This is a genomic window from Abyssibius alkaniclasticus (assembly GCF_020447305.1).
In the GTDB taxonomy this organism is placed as follows: domain Bacteria; phylum Pseudomonadota; class Alphaproteobacteria; order Rhodobacterales; family Rhodobacteraceae; genus Abyssibius; species Abyssibius alkaniclasticus.
The window spans coordinates 635,980-650,596 of the sequence record NZ_CP095732.1 but is presented as its reverse complement, the minus strand read 5'-3'; the positions used below and the strand labels follow the sequence as shown (position 1 = coordinate 650,596).

Genomic DNA, 14,617 nt, shown 5'->3' with positions numbered 1-14,617 from the left:
CGTTATCGCCTTGGCAGTGCCGGGCAGCCGCGACTTTGGCTCAATGCAGGCATTTGCCAATGCCTGACCCGACTCCGTTGTCCCGACACGCGATCTATGCCAAGACACCTGCAAACGGGAACCAACATATGCACACAAAAGGCCAGCGCATCTATGCCATCGGCGATATCCACGGTTGCCGCGACGCCTTCGCGCAAATGCGCGCGGCCATTGCTGCCGACCTAGCCGCGCATCCGCACGCCAACCCGCTGGCCATCACCCTTGGCGATTATGTCGACCGTGGGGCGGATTCTGCGGGTGTGCTTGATGATCTGATTGCCTGGCATAACGACCCGCTTCCGGTGGTCAGCCTGCGCGGCAACCATGATACCTATCCCGAAATCTACCTGAACAGCCCGCAAACCACCGGCCTGCCGCATCTGCATTGGCTCGACCCGCGCATGGGCGGCAATGAAACGCTGCGCTCTTATGGCGTTGAAGGGGCCAGCGCCGATGCGCCCATTGCCACACATCGCGCGGCCGCCGCGGCTATCCCCGAACACCATCTGCGCTTCATCGCCGAGACCTGCCGCCTCACCCACCATGTCGGCGACTATCTCTTCGTTCATGCCGGCATCCATCCCGACGCGCCGCTGCATGACCAGGACGAGAATGACCTGATCTGGATTCGCGAACCCTTCCTCAGCCATCGCGGTGACTTTGGCGCAACCGTCGTGCATGGCCATACGCCGGTGCAGGATGTCGAACATCACGGCAACCGCATCGCGGTCGATACCGGCGCGGTCTTCGGGCGCTTCCTGTCATGTGTGATCATCGAGGATGCCAGCGTGAACCTGCTGCAACCCCAACGCCAGGCGGGCCGCATCGCCCTGCGCTGATCCATCTTTTGCTTGAAAATATCCCCGCCGGAGGCTCTGCCCCCGGCAGATGGCGCTAGCGGTAATTCTGGCCGATGTCATCCTCGATGATATCGGTGGTCTCTACACCCTCGATCCGGCCAAAGCGGCGCATGACGGCGCCGGGGAAATAGGTGTTGTTGATGCTGGAAAACCGCGGCAGATCGTTCAGGATGTCCGATGTCGCATTGGCGCAAACCAGTTGTGGAACAGCGCCGCGCGCCTCGGCCTTTGCAATCAGCACTTCCGCCTCTTCGGCTGTGATGTCCAGCCGCTGCATCCGCACATAATAGCCGTTACGCGCGTGGTAGGAATTGTAATAATCCACAATTTCCGGGCGCACGCCGTAAATCACGTCTTCGGCGCGCACAAGGCCGACACGTTCTTCCTGAAAACTGCCCGCCGGATCATAGATCACCATCTGGCTGCCATTGATCACCAGCGCCGAATGCTCGCCAAAATCGCTTTTGCTGTTCATCATCGTCAGCACGGCAACAAAAGGCGGGGCCGGGTTGACAAAGGCCGCGGCCGAAACTTCGGCAGGGGTTGCCGTGGTGCGGTTGATCGAACAGGCCGACAGCCCGGCCAGCAGGACAAAGGCCAATATCAGCCTAGGCATTGAACACCGCCAGGAACACGGCAATGCCGATGCAAATATAGATTGTCCAGATTCCGACCTTGATAAAACCGGAAAAGGTCTTTTCCTGTTCGTCCGTATTCATGGTGCCATGTTCATGCGCGCTCATATTCGTCTCCATAAGGCGTTTGATGATATGTGCCAGAATTTACACGCCCTGAAAACCCCCCGCAGGCAGGTAAATGCGCTTATGCCTGGTCACTTTCGGGTGCAGATTGCGCCCCCAGATCGCGGGCAAGCTGAAAGCCGATGCGCTGGGGTTCGTCTTCAACCTTGGGCACGGCGCGCAACATCACGTTGAGCTGGCTGTAATGCTGCACCATCTGCACGCGCGCGCCGCTGCCATCGACCCCATAGAAGGTAACGATATCCGGCGCGAAATATCCTAGCCCCATAATGCGCATCGTGCCGGCATTGCCGCCAGTAAACCCCATGCCGATTTCATGATCGGCATCGAGCTGTTTCTCGAAATTCTGGATATACAGGATCACCCGCTCGTAAGCCCATTGCGCGGGCGATTTTTCGCCGGGCTTGTCGTCACATAGCGGTTTTGGCAGCGGTTCCTGCTCGGCTGTGGGCGCGGCGGCGGGGTCTACCATTGTGGCGCGCGAACGCGGCGGCAGGGCGTCGGCCTCCAGCGCCTCGGCGGCGGTTGCAATTTCGGGTTCCATACTTTCCCCTAACATATGTGCCAGCGATAGGCCCCGTCGGCACCAGGCTCGCGGCTGATCTCACCTAGGCGGTGCAGGTGGTTCAGATGGCCGATCGCCTCGACCAGAGCCAGCCCGTATTCGCCCGCCTCAATGCTGCGCCCGTATAGCGCCATAAAGCAAGAGGCGGCGGTGGCAGGCTCGCGCAGATGTGTGCGCAAACGCGCCAATGCGCCGTGGTGGTTGTCGATAAGCTGTTCAAGCCGCGCGGCGAGCCCGGTAAAGGGCAGCTTATGGCCGGGCAGCACCAAGTGGTCGGGGCGGGCCAAAGGCAAAAGCCGCGTGCAGCTCTCCAGCCATTCACCCACCGAATCGGCCTCTGGTTCGGTCGGATACACGCCAAGATTGGGCGAGATACCGGGCAGGATCTGATCCCCCGCTATCACGATATCATCCGTGCGCGACCAAAGCGTAACATGGTCGGGCGCATGGCCGTGGCCGAAATGCACATCCCATTTGCGGTTCGCCAGATGCAGCACATCGCCCGCTTCGATGCGCCGAAACCCCAGCGCAAGCGGGGCAACGACATCGGCAAAGTTGAACGGGCGCTCGGCCAGCCGCGCGGCCAGAATGTCGGCGTCCATCCCGGCGCGGCGGTAAAACTCAACGGTCTCAACAGGCCAGCTTTCCTGCACATCCAGCACAAGCATCCGCGCCATAAGCCATGCGGTGCGGCTCATCATCACCTCGGCGCCATAGGTCTGCGCAAGCCAGCCCGCCAGGCCCACATGGTCAGGATGATGATGAGTGACCAGCACGCGCTTCAGCGGCAAATGCTCCAAAGGTCCGGCCAGCAGATCGGCCATGATGCGCTGACTCTTGCCGCTGTTCATGCCGCTATCCACCAGCGTCCAGCCATCATCATCGGCCAGCGCATAAATATTCACATGGTCAAGCTTCATGGGCAGGGGCATACGCGCCCAGAAAATGCCCTGTGCAACCTCGATCACCGCGCCGGTTGCGGGCGGGGTTTCAAACGGCATTCGAATGGGTCGAGCGATGTTCATGGGCAAGGTTTATGCGCCAAGCGCGTCGGCGTAAAGCGGTGCCGCGCCCTGGCAGGCTGCCGCACACAGGCCCGCCACTGCCGCCATCGGCTGACGCAGGTGGAAATCGGCCAAAGGTTTGCGGCTATCGTCAATCGCCGCGCCCTTCAGCAGGTAATGCCCGCCCAGAACCAGCGCGAAGGCGCGCAAATAGGGTTGCGCACCGGCGGCGCGGTCGTTCATTTCGGCCCCAAGCATCCAGTCGGTTGCCGCGACCAGCGCCTTATGCGCGGCGGCAAGTTCGGGCGAGGCTTTTGCGGTTATCGCAATCTCGTCCAGCAAGGCGCGTGCCGCGGCACCCCCGTCAGCCAGTTTGCGGCCCACAAGGTCCATCGCCTGAATGCCGTTGGTGCCCTCGTAAATTGCGGTAATGCGCGCATCGCGGTAAATTTGTGCAGCCCCCGTCTCCTCGATATAGCCCATGCCGCCATGCACCTGAATGCCAAGGCTGGCGACTTCGGCGCCGGTATCGGTGCCGAATGCTTTGGCGATCGGGGTCAGAAACGCGGCGCGGGCTATCATTGCCGGGTCAGATTGCGCATGGGCAAGGTCAAGCGAAATGGCGCAATCAAGGCAGATGGCGCGCGCCACTTGCGTTTGCGATTTCATGACCATCAGGTTGCGGCGCACATCCGCATGGTCCAGAATCATACCCGTGCCACCCTTGATCGGGCTGCGGCCCTGCTTGCGCTCGGCGGCGAAGGCCAGCGCCTTTTGCAGCGCCAGTTCCGCCTGTGAAAGCCCCTGAATGCCCACGCCAAGGCGCGCGTTATTCATCATCGTGAACATTGCCGCCATGCCGCCGCCGGGCGCACCGACCATCCAGCCGGTTGCGCCTTCATAGCTCATCACCGCTGTCGGGCTGCCATGCAGGCCCATCTTATGCTCCAAACTCACCACGCGCAGGCTGTTGGCCGCGCCGGGCTTGCCGCTGGCGTCGGGAATGAACTTCGGCACGATGAACAGCGATATCCCCTTGGTGCCGCCGGGTGCATCGGGCAGGCGGGCCAGCACCAGATGCACGATATTCCCGGCGCAATCATGGTCGCCCCATGAAATGAAAATCTTCTGCCCGGTTATCGCAAAGCTGCCATCGTCATTCGCCTCGGCCTTGCTCGACAATGCGCCAACATCGCTGCCGGCTTGCGGTTCGGTCAGGTTCATCGTGCCGGACCATTCTCCGGAAATCAGCTTTGGCAGATACAGCGCCCTGAGCGCATCGCTGGCATGTGCGGTAATCGCCTCTATCTGGCCCTGGCACATCAGCGGGTTGAGCGAGAGCGACAGGCAGGCGCTGGCCAAAAGCTCGTTGACCGCGCTTGTCAGCACCATCGGCATTCCCATGCCGCCAAATTCCGTATCGGCGGCCATGCCGATCCAGCCACCTTCGGCAATGGCTTTATAGCCTTCGGGAAAGCCGGGCGAGGTGCGCACGATGCCGTTTTCCAGCCTGGCGGGGTGCAAATCGCCCACCGTGTTCAGCGGGGCAAGCTGGGTTTCGGCCAGCTTGGCCGCCTCGGCCAGAATGGCGGCGCAGGTTTCGGCATCGGCCTCGGCAAAGGCGTCGCTGGCGGCAACGCGCGCGCCATCAAGCACATGGTCAAGCAGGAACTGGATTTCGGTAATCGGGGCGCGGTATGTCATAAAGTCCTCGGCTTGTCTGGCGGGGCGCAATGGATTATGCCCAAACTAGGCGGCGCAGCGCGCCCCTGTCCAGCCAAACCCAACGGAAACCCCCGCGCCATGCTGAAAACCGAATTGCTCAGGCCCGATGCTGGTGGAATTGCGGCCGCGGCTGCGCATTTGCAGGCGGCTGGCACGGTCGCCTTTCCCACCGAAACGGTTTACGGGCTTGGGGCCGATGCGCGCAGCGATGCGGCGGTGGCGGGCATTTTCGCCGCCAAGGACCGCCCGCGCTTCAACCCGCTGATCGTGCATGTGGCCGACCTTGATGCGATGCGCGTGCTTGTTGAAATTCCGCCCGCCGCTACGCCCTTCCTGCCGCTTCTGCCCGGCCCGCTTACGCTGGTGCTGCCGCGCCGCGCGGGGGCGCAAATATCGCCACTTGTCACGGCGGGGCTGGAGAGTTTGGCCATCCGCATCCCCGCCCATCGGCTGGCGCAACGCCTGCTTACGGCATTCGGTGGCCCGCTGGCTGCGCCCAGCGCCAACCCTTCGGGCAAGGTTTCCGCCACAACGGCGGCGCATGTGATGGCGGGGTTGAACGGGCGGATCAGCGCGGTGGTCGATGGCGGCGCCTGTGCGGTGGGGCTTGAATCCACCATCATCGGGTTTGATGAACAGGGCTGGCTGTTGCTGCGCCCCGGCGGGGTGCCGGTTGAGGTGCTGGAGGCCGCAAGCGGCCAGCCCATGCGCCGCCCCACCGGCACAAAACTCGCCGCACCCGGCCAGTTGGCCAGCCATTATGCGCCCGAAGCCCTGATGCGGCTGAATGCCGACGCGCCAGAACCAGATGAAGCCTGGCTTGGCTTTGGGCCAGACCCCGCGGCGCCAAGCGGTGTGGCGATCAACCTTTCACCCAAAGCCGACCTGACCGAGGCCGCTGCGGCGCTCTTTGCTGCTTTGCGCAAGGTCGATACCCGCGCCCAGGCCGCCAATCTGCGCCGCATCGCCGTGGCCAAAATTCCGCAAACCGGGCTTGGCCTTGCGATCAATGACAGGCTGCGCCGGGCCGCCGCACCGCGCGATATGCCTGTTACGCCAAGGGCCAGCTAGGCGCTGCCGCCCGCGCCGCTGAGCATCCGCGCATCTATGCCGATGCTGGCGAGGGTTGCGTGCCATTTATCTTCATCCGCCGTGCCAAACACCAGTTTGGGGGCCGCATCGCAAATCAGCCAGGCATTGTCGCGCAACTCCGCCTCAAGCTGCCCCGGCCCCCAGCCGGCATAGCCAAGCATCAGTAATGCCTGCGCCGGGCCTTCGCCGCTGGCAATATCGGCCAGAATATCGAGCGTGGCGGTCATGCCGAATTCGGGGCTGACATTCATCGTATGCGCGCCGCCCTCATAATCGGGCGAATGCAGCACAAAGCCGCGCCCATGCTCGACCGGGCCACCAAGATGCACCTGCGCCAGATGGCGGTCGGCGTTTTCGGCATCGCTCAGGTTCAATTGCTCGGCAAGGTCAGACAGCTTCAATTCAGCCGCCGGTTTGTTGATGATCAGCCCCATCGCCCCTTCGGGCGAATGCACGCAGACGAACACGACAGCATGTTCAAATCGCGGATCGCCCATGCCGGGCAGGGCGACAAGCAGGCGCCCGTCGAGAAAGGGAATATCTTCGGCCTGCTTGAGGGTCGCGTGTTTTTTGATCATCCTTCCAATATGAGCGCCCCGGTCAGGGTTGCAAGGCCTGCCGCGCGCCGCTCGTCGCGAACACGTGATTTTCCTTGCCCGCTGAAGCTGCTATGTCGAAACCATGAGAAAGATTCTGACTTTTGTTCTGGCCCTGTGCGGCCTGTCCGCGCCCGCCCTTGCCGATGATCTGGCCTATGGCCATGTGCGCCTGCTCAATGGTTGGCAAATGCCCGATGGCAGCCAGCAGGCGGCCTTGCTGTTCGAGTTGAAGGACGGCTGGAAAACCTATTGGCGCGCGCCGGGGCCAAATGGCATCCCCCCCAGCTTTGACTGGCTTGGCTCGCGCAACCTCGAACGTGTTTCGATCAGCTGGCCCGCACCGAAAATGGTTGGCCCCGAAGGCGCGCAAGCCTTGGGCTATTCCGGGCAGGTGGTCATTCCCATCCGCTTTTACCGCCAGCAGGCCGGCCCGGTGGCGGTGTCGCTCTATCTTCAGTTCGGCGTCTGCTCCGATATCTGCATTCCTGCCAGCCTGGATTTGCAAGGCACGCTTGAGCCTGCCCAAAGCGAAGGCCGCAGCGCGATCGAAGCCGCCCTGCGCGCCGTGCCGCAGATTGGCGAGGGTGGTCGGCTTGCGGCCTATGGCTGTGCCATTCGCCCGGCCAGCAAGGGCTATGATGTTGCCACGCGGCTTGAACTGCGCCAGCCCGATAGCGAGGCTCTGGTGGTAATTGAATATGACAATCCGGGCAGTTGGGTTGAAGCCGCCGCGCAAAGCGCCGACGGGGCCACGATAAATGCCCAGGGCCGCATTCGGTTTGTAGGCGGCGGCGGCATGATCGAGCGCGACAGGCTGCGCGTGACCGTGCTGACCAGCAGCGGCGCGTTTGAAATGCGCGGCTGCCCGGCGGGCTAAAGCGGCAGGCCCTGCACGCGCAGATCGGCTGCCAGCCTGTCCGGGGCTGTGAACAGATGTATCCGCCAGCCAAGCGCGGCCGCCGTGGCAATATTTTCGGCTCGATCATCGATGAAATACAAATCCGGCCCGGCCAGGCCGCAATCGGCCTGCACCATTTCATATATGCGCGGGTCGGGCTTGGTTACGCCCATGCGGCCGGAAATATAGCGCCGGTCGAATGCGGCAAGCTGCGGATAGGGGCCGGATTCGGCCAGTGTGGTGGTGTCATCACCGATATTGCTGAGCGCAAAAACCGGCACGCCCGCGGCGCGCAGCCGGTGCAAAATATTCCAACTGCCTTCAATCAGCGGCGCTGCAAGCCCGGCCCAATCATCATGCCACAGCATAATTTCGGCCGCCCAGTCGGGGTGGCGCGCCGCCCACGCCTGCACAGTGGCCAGAAACGGAGCACCGGCATCGATGTCCTCGTTCATCGCGTGCAGATCGACCGCGCCAAACAGCGCCTTGCGCCGCGCCACGCCAAAGTGCCGGTCGTAATACGCCTCGGGCTGCCAGCGGATCAGCACATTGCCAATGTCGAAAATTACCGCCTTGGGTGGGGTCATGGGTGCGGCTTTGCCGGGTCAGTCGGGGTCGGCTTCGCGCAGCATGGCCGCGGCCAGCCGCACCTGCGGATGCGTCGGCTCGCTTGAATGGGCAATGGGAACAGGCGGGGCGATGGCCTCGACCTCGTCGCCGTCAAACTCCATCTTCTCCAGCTTGTGCGCGCGTTTATTGGCCTTGGAGGCTGAAATCTTGATGTCATCCACATCGCGCCGGGCCATCTTGAAATGCCCGTCAAGCTTGGCCACGCGGTCATCCAGCCGGTTGAGATCGCCTTGCAACATGCCCAATTCGCGGCGAATCTCATGCGCATGTTCACGCATTTTCGCATCTTTCATGACCGCGCGCATGGTGTTGAGCGTGGCCATGCAGGTTGTGGGCGACACGATCCAGACACGCCGCTCGAACCCGTCGCGCACGATATCGGGGAAATTGGCGTGAAGCTCGGCATAGACCGCCTCGGAGGGCAGGAACATCAGCGCGCCATCGGCGGTTTCACCCTCGATGATGTATTTTTCCGAAATCGCGCGGATATGTGCCTTCACATCGTTGCGGAACTGGCGCGCGGCCTCGGCGGTTTGCGCCTTGTCGCCCGCCGCCGCGCGCAGTGCCTCGTAGGATTCCAGCGGGAATTTGCTGTCTATCGCAATCGGCCCCGGCGGGTTGGGCAGGTGAATCAGGCAATCCGCACGTTTGCCGTTGGAAAGCGTTTCCTGAAAGCTGTAACCTTCCGGCGACAGCGCCTTTGACACAATGTCATTCAGCTGAATTTCGCCAAACGCCCCGCGTGTTTGCTTGTTCGACAGGATGTCCTGAAGCCCCAGAACATCGCCCGACAGTTTTTCGATATTGGTTTGCGCACGGTCGATCGTTTGCAGCCGCTCCTGCAATTCGGTCAGCGATTTGGTGGTTTTTTCGGTATTGCCCAGCAGGCTTTCGTTCATCTTTTCCTGCAATTCGGCAATGGTGCGGTTGGTGCGCTGCGCGTTGTTCACCAGATTCTCGTGCATCGCCTGTTGCACATCGGCAAGGCGCTGCTCCATCACCTTGAGCATGGAGCTTTGCGCCGCCGCCTGCGTTTCGGACACCGATTTTACCCCGCCCGCCAGCCGCTCCTGCCCGAAGGACAGATCGCGCACCGAGGTCGACAGCCCTTCGACATGCCGCGCCAGCGGGTCGATCGCGCGGGCCGATCTTGTGCCAGTGCGCAGCGCCATCAGCAAGAGCAGCACCAACAGCACCAGAAAGCCAAGGCCAATGGCGGCGGCCAGAATCAGCGGGTCTTCAAAGTTCAGGTCTGAAATATTCATGTGCGTCCAAACAGCCGCTCGATGTCGGCAAGGTTGAGTTCGATATAGGTCGGGCGACCATGATTACACTGGCCGGATTTCGGTGTCGCCTCCATTTCGCGCAAAAGCGCATTCATTTCAGCCGCACTCATCCGGCGGCCTGCGCGAATGGAACCATGACAGGCGATGCGTGACAAGACCGCGTCTATCCGCGCCGCCAGCGTGGTCGAGCTGCCAAGATCGGCCAGTTGGTCGGCAATGTCGCGGATAAGCGCGTCACAATCGGGCGTGCCAAGCTCGGCGGGGGTTTCGCGCACGCAAATCGCCGCCCCGCCAAAGGGTTCGATCACAAGGCCAAGCGCGGCAAGATCATCGGCAATGTCAAGAATGCGCGCCTGATCAGCGGCGGAAAGCTCCACAATCACCGGAATAAGCAATGCCTGGCTGCGCGGGGCGTTTTCGGCACGGCGGGCTTTCAGCCGTTCGTAAACCAGCCGTTCATGCGCGGCGTGCTGATCCACCAGTACCATGCCCCTGGCGGTTTGCGCCACGATGTAGTTCTCGTGCAACTGCGCGCGCGCTACGCCAAGCGGCAGGTTGGCAGCCTCGTCGGGTTGCGCATCGTGGGCATTGCCATCGTCAAACATCTCCACGCGCCCGCCAGCCCAGCCCGCCGCATCTTCGGCAAAACCCTGCAGGCGCGGCGGCAATTGTGGCCGTTCCAGCGGGCGTTGCGACCAGTAGGACAGGCCCGGTTGTTGGCTCGGTTGTTGGCCCGGTTGCTGGCTTTGTGCCTCGCTGCGAAACGCGCCAAGTGCGGCATGAGCCACGGTCGAGGCGGCCCGGTGCCCCGCCCCTGCCAGCGCATGTTGCAGGGCCGATACGATCAGCCCGCGCACCAAGGCAGGCTCACGGAATCGCACTTCGGATTTTGCCGGATGCACATTCACATCAACACGCTCTGGCGGCAGGGACAGGAACAGCACCGCCGCCGGGTGGCGGTCGCGGCTCAGCATATCGGCATAGGCACCGCGCAATGCCCCCAAAAGCTGTTTGTCGCGCACCGGGCGGTTGTTCACAAAGAAGAACTGCGCCACCGCGGCCCCGCGCGAATAGGTCGGCAGGGCGGCATAGCCCGAAAGCGTAACCCCGTCGCGCGGCGCGTTGATTTCCAGCGCATTGTCGATGAACTCGGCCCCCAGAATGCCGCGAAGCCGCTGGGCAAGGTCTTGGGTGGCATCGGCGCGCAGCACCAGGCGGCCAGCGCCACCGCCAGAGCCATCGCGCCCAGAGACATCGCGCAAGCTGAAGGCCACCTCGGGTGCGGCCATTGCCAGCCGGCGCAGCACGTCATGCACGGCCTGCGCCTCGGCGCGGGTCGAGCGCATGAATTTCAGCCGCGCGGGCGTGGCATAGAACAGGTCACGCAATTCCACCACCGTGCCGCGCGCCAAAGCCGCCGGGGCAACGGCAGAAAGCTCACCCCCCTCGGCACGGATTTGCGCGGCCTCGGCCGCACCCGCCGCGCGGCTGGTCAGCGTTAACCGACCCACGGCACCAAGCGAGGGCAGCGCTTCGCCGCGAAAGCCGAAGGACTGGATGTTGAGCAGATCGCTCCCGTCAATCTTCGAGGTGGCATGGCGCGACAGCGCAAGCGGCAATTCATCGGCGGGGATGCCGTGGCCGTCATCCGTGACCCGGATCAGCGTGGCCCCGCCATCGGCAATATCCACCGAAATACGCCGCGCGCCTGCATCCAGCGCGTTTTCAACCAGCTCTTTCACCGCAGCCGCCGGGCGTTCCACCACCTCGCCCGCCGCAATGCGGTTGATGGCGGTTGTGCCAAGCTGGCGGATCGGTGCGCGCTTTATATTGTGGTCAGGGGCGTTCATGCCCCCATAACTAGCATGGGGGCGCTGATTCTGAAACGGCAATCGCCCTGGTTATTGCGACGATTCCAGCCCGGTAGGCTGGCCGACCACGATAATTTCCAGCTTGGCCGGGTCGAACAGGCGGCGGGCGACGCGGTTCACCTCGTCAAGCGTCAGCGCCATCACATTATCATTGCGGGTTTCGATGTAATCGCGCGGCAAACCGGCGATCTGAAAGCCGGTAATGGCGCGGGCAATCTCGCCATTGCTGTCAAAGCTCAGCGCGTAATTGCCGGTGAGATAGGTCTTGGCCACGTTCAACTCGTCTTGTGTGACACCTTCGGCCATCCGCGCCCATTCGGCGCGCAGCACCTCGATCGCCTCGGCCATTGCGCCCGAAGTTGACGAAAACCGCCCGCTGATCAGCGCGCCATAATCATAAGGCGCTAGCGCGGTGCCCACGCCATAGGTCAGCCCGCGTTGCTCGCGCAAGGCCTGGTTCAGCCGCGATGTCACCACCCGCCCGCCGAAAATATGGTTGGCGACATAGGCGGTAAGATAGTCGGGATCATCGCGCGCCAGCCCTTCCTGCCCAAACAGGGCCACGGCCTGCGGGGTTGGAAAGTCGATCACCTCAACCCCGGCGCTGAGCCCGATTTCGGCCTGCGGCACATCAATGGCACCGCCTTCGGGCAGGTCGCCGAGCAAGTCATCCAGCAGCGGGCCAAGTTCGGCGGCGGTAATATCACCCACCACACCAACCACCACACGGTCGCGCACCAGCGCGCGGGCCTGTGCGGCGCGCAAGGCGTCCAGGTCAAGTGCTGCGACGGTTTCAACCGTGCCATCGGAATTGCGCGCATAGGGATGGTCGCCAAAAGCGGCCCGGCTGAAGGCGTCATAGGCAATGGCGTCGGGGTCGGTCACATCACGCGCAAGGCCCGACAGCATTTGCTGGCGCACACGCTCGACCGCCACCGCGTCAAAGCGCGGCGCGCTCAGCGCCAGGCGCAGCAATGCAAGCGATTCCGCACGGTTCTCGGTCAGCATCTGTGCCGAGACATTGACCGAATCCTGCCCGGCACTGAAGCGAAAGCGCGCCGCGATGCTTTCGCTGGCCTGTAAGAACGCGCTGGCATCCAGATCGCCGGCACCTTCTTCCAGCAGGCCCATCATCAGCGTTGTAACGCCTTCCTGGCCTTCAGGGTCAAGCACGGCGCCACCGCGAAAATTCAGCTCGATGGCCAGCATGGGGATGGATGGCTCTTCAACCAGCCAGGCCGTTATGCCACCGGGCGAAATGACCTCGACAATATCGTTGGATGCGCGCAGCGGCAGGGCGGACAGCGCCATCAGACCGGCAAGGACAAGGGGGCGTAGCTGGATCATTCTGTGGCCTCTGTGGTCTGGGGCGTGGCTGGGGCGGTCAGATAGGCGGTGACCGAGGCGTTCTTGTTCAGCACCAAAGCGGCTGCGTCCAGAATATCTGCGGCGGTGACGCTTTTCAGAACCTCGGGCCAGGCGGCAACATCGGCCAGGGTCAGCCCGGTGGCCAGGGCTGCGCCATAGGTCTGGGCAAGGTTCAACTGGTCATCCATGCCGTAAATCTCATCGGCAAGCCGCGTGGCCTTTACGCGGGCCAGTTGGGTTTCATCCACCCCTTCGGCCATAAAGCGCGCCAGCACAGCATCCATCGCCGCTTCGGCCTCTTCAAGCGACGTGCCGGGGCGCGGCATGACAAACAGGCCAAATTCATTGGGGTCAAGCGACGTGCCCGCATACCATGCACCCGTTGACAGCGCGATTTCCTGATCGAGCTGCAAACTGCGCCCAAGTTCGGAAGCGATGCCCGCACCGCCCAGAAGATCAGACAGCAGCGACAGCGCCGCGGCCTGCTTTTGCGTATCGCTCGTGCGGTTCGGGGCCAGATAGATGCGCACCAGATAGGGGTTGGCAACGCGCGCATCCTCGAACACAAGGCTGCGCGCGGCAAGTTGCGGGGGTTCTTGCGGGCGAATGCGCGGCGGAATATCGGTGCTTGGGGCCAGCGGGCCGTAATATTGCCGGGCGAGCGCCTCGACCTCGGCGGGGGTCACATCGCCCGCCACAACAAGCACGGCGTTGTTCGGGGCGTAGTAGCGGCTGTAAAAGGCGCGCAGATCATCGACATTCAGCGCCTCGATCTCTTGCCGCCAGCCAATGACCGGAATGCCGTAAGGGTGGTTCATGAACAGCGCGGCGCTGCGGGCCTCGCCCATCAGCGCACCCGGTTCGCTTTCTGTGCGCAACGCGCGTTCTTCCAGCACCACGGCGCGTTCGGTGGCCAGGTTATCGGCCGACAGCACAAGGTTGCGCATCCGGTCGGCTTCCATTTCCATCATCAGGCCAAGCCGGTCGGCGGCCACGCGCTGGTAATAGCCGGTATAGTCTTGCGCGGTGAAGGCGTTGTCATCGCCGCCATTGCTTTCCACCACGGCCGAAAAATCCTGGTCGGGGCGGGTCGCGGTGGGTTTGAACATCAGATGCTCGAAGAAATGCGCAATGCCGGATTTGCCCGGCGGCTCGTCGGCGGCCCCAACCCGATACCACAGCATATGGGTGACAACGGGCGCGCGGTTGTCTTCGATCACCACCGCCTGCAACCCGTTCTCCAGCGTGAAGCTGCTGACGGTTTGCGCGTGAAGCAGCGCAGGAAAGACGGCGCTGATCAGGCCGAGCAGGGGAAACAGGCGCATGGGCATATCCTTTGAATTACCGCTTCAAGATAGCCCTGTGCTGGCAAAGGGCAAGCGGGGCTAACGCGAATGTGTGCGCGGCTTGGCGCCGCGTGACCTGCCCTTGTCGCGATCGCCCCAGATGATCAGCCCGACAACGCCAACAAAAATCAAAACATCGGCGGTGTTGAAGGTGAACGGGTTGTTGATGCCGCAGCAGCTGACATTCAGAAAATCGGCCACGGCGCCAAAAATCACCCTGTCCCACACATTGCCAAGCGCGCCGCCCACCACCAGCCCGGTGGCGGCAGGCAACAGCCAGCCCGATGCGCGGCGTTGCCATATGACCAGCCCGGTCACCAGAACCAGCGCAAGGCCAATCAGCACATAGCGCATCGTGTCACCGCCAAAGCCAAGAAAGCCGAAATTCACCCCCTCGTTCCAGCCCATCTGATAGGTCAGATAGGGCGGAAACATCTCGATCGTATAGAGGTTGGCAAGGTCCATCCAGTCGACCACCCAGATCTTGGCCAGCCGGTCCAGCGCGAAGGCAATGACGGCAAAGAGCAAAATGCGAAGCAGCGGGCGCAGGGTGTTTTGCATGGCGTGTCCTTT

Annotated in this window: 15 protein-coding genes; 3 read left to right on the top strand and 12 right to left on the bottom strand. The window is 62.7% G+C overall.

Going from position 1 to position 14,617, the window contains the following annotated elements; all coding sequences use genetic code 11:
- Positions 1-128 precede the first annotated feature (128 nt).
- Positions 129-878 carry a metallophosphoesterase family protein gene (locus LGT41_RS03405; RefSeq protein ID WP_274128627.1) on the top strand — a complete coding sequence of 250 codons (750 nt, stop codon included), beginning with the start codon at positions 129-131 and terminating at the stop codon, positions 876-878.
- Between the two features lie 55 nt (positions 879-933).
- On the opposite strand, the gene LGT41_RS03400 is transcribed toward LGT41_RS03405, so the two are convergent.
- The 5 genes from LGT41_RS03400 to LGT41_RS03380 form a co-directional block, all read right to left on the bottom strand.
- Positions 934-1,515 carry a hypothetical protein gene (locus LGT41_RS03400; RefSeq protein ID WP_274128626.1) on the bottom strand — a complete coding sequence of 194 codons (582 nt, stop codon included), beginning with the start codon at positions 1,513-1,515 and terminating at the stop codon, positions 934-936.
- A complete protein-coding gene (locus LGT41_RS03395; RefSeq protein ID WP_274128625.1) occupies positions 1,508-1,642 on the bottom strand; it encodes an aa3-type cytochrome c oxidase subunit IV in 135 nt (44 codons plus the stop codon). Before LGT41_RS03395 ends, LGT41_RS03400 begins: the two co-directional genes overlap by 8 nt.
- A 79-nt stretch (positions 1,643-1,721) precedes the next feature.
- Entirely contained in the window at positions 1,722-2,204 is a 483-nt protein-coding gene (locus LGT41_RS03390; RefSeq protein WP_274128624.1) for a DUF6173 family protein, read from the bottom strand.
- Positions 2,205-2,212: 8 nt separating this feature from the next.
- The gene (locus LGT41_RS03385) at positions 2,213-3,250 is read right to left on the bottom strand and encodes an MBL fold metallo-hydrolase (RefSeq protein ID WP_274128623.1); all 1,038 of its coding nucleotides are present in this window, start codon (positions 3,248-3,250) and stop codon (positions 2,213-2,215) included.
- 9 nt (positions 3,251-3,259) lie between these two features.
- Positions 3,260-4,933 carry an acyl-CoA dehydrogenase family protein gene (locus LGT41_RS03380; RefSeq protein WP_274128622.1) on the bottom strand — a complete coding sequence of 558 codons (1,674 nt, stop codon included), beginning with the start codon at positions 4,931-4,933 and terminating at the stop codon, positions 3,260-3,262.
- A 99-nt stretch (positions 4,934-5,032) separates the two neighbouring features.
- On the opposite strand from LGT41_RS03380, the gene LGT41_RS03375 reads away from it, so the two are divergent.
- Positions 5,033-6,025: an L-threonylcarbamoyladenylate synthase gene (locus LGT41_RS03375; protein WP_274128621.1), complete on the top strand. Its 993-nt coding sequence runs from the start codon at positions 5,033-5,035 to the stop codon at positions 6,023-6,025.
- Here the strand turns inward: LGT41_RS03375 and LGT41_RS03370 are convergent.
- The gene (locus LGT41_RS03370) at positions 6,022-6,624 is read right to left on the bottom strand and encodes a YqgE/AlgH family protein (RefSeq protein WP_274128620.1); all 603 of its coding nucleotides are present in this window, start codon (positions 6,622-6,624) and stop codon (positions 6,022-6,024) included. The genes LGT41_RS03375 and LGT41_RS03370 overlap by 4 nt on opposite strands.
- A 103-nt stretch (positions 6,625-6,727) precedes the next feature.
- Between LGT41_RS03370 and LGT41_RS03365 the strand changes: the two genes are divergently transcribed.
- The gene (locus LGT41_RS03365) at positions 6,728-7,522 is read left to right on the top strand and encodes a protein-disulfide reductase DsbD domain-containing protein (protein ID WP_274128619.1); all 795 of its coding nucleotides are present in this window, start codon (positions 6,728-6,730) and stop codon (positions 7,520-7,522) included.
- Here the strand turns inward: LGT41_RS03365 and LGT41_RS03360 are convergent.
- The 6 genes from LGT41_RS03360 to lspA are packed head-to-tail and all read right to left on the bottom strand — an operon-like array spanning position 7,519 to position 14,605.
- Complete coding sequence (locus tag LGT41_RS03360; protein ID WP_274128618.1) at positions 7,519-8,130, bottom strand: HAD-IA family hydrolase; 612 nt, start codon at positions 8,128-8,130, stop codon at positions 7,519-7,521. The genes LGT41_RS03365 and LGT41_RS03360 overlap by 4 nt on opposite strands.
- 18 nt (positions 8,131-8,148) lie before the next feature.
- A complete protein-coding gene (locus tag LGT41_RS03355) occupies positions 8,149-9,438 on the bottom strand; it encodes a DNA recombination protein RmuC (RefSeq protein ID WP_274128617.1) in 1,290 nt (429 codons plus the stop codon).
- Positions 9,435-11,309: a DNA mismatch repair endonuclease MutL gene (gene mutL, locus LGT41_RS03350; protein WP_274128616.1), complete on the bottom strand. Its 1,875-nt coding sequence runs from the start codon at positions 11,307-11,309 to the stop codon at positions 9,435-9,437. The genes LGT41_RS03355 and mutL overlap by 4 nt, the downstream gene beginning before the upstream one ends.
- A gap of 51 nt (positions 11,310-11,360) precedes the next feature.
- A complete protein-coding gene (locus tag LGT41_RS03345; RefSeq protein WP_274128615.1) occupies positions 11,361-12,677 on the bottom strand; it encodes a M16 family metallopeptidase in 1,317 nt (438 codons plus the stop codon).
- On the bottom strand, positions 12,674-14,023 hold the full coding sequence (locus LGT41_RS03340) for a M16 family metallopeptidase (protein WP_274128614.1): 1,350 nt from the start codon (positions 14,021-14,023) through the stop codon (positions 12,674-12,676). The genes LGT41_RS03345 and LGT41_RS03340 overlap by 4 nt, the downstream gene beginning before the upstream one ends.
- Before the next feature lie 60 nt (positions 14,024-14,083).
- A complete protein-coding gene (lspA, locus tag LGT41_RS03335) occupies positions 14,084-14,605 on the bottom strand; it encodes a signal peptidase II (protein WP_274128613.1) in 522 nt (173 codons plus the stop codon).
- Between the last annotated feature and the right edge of the window lie 12 nt (positions 14,606-14,617).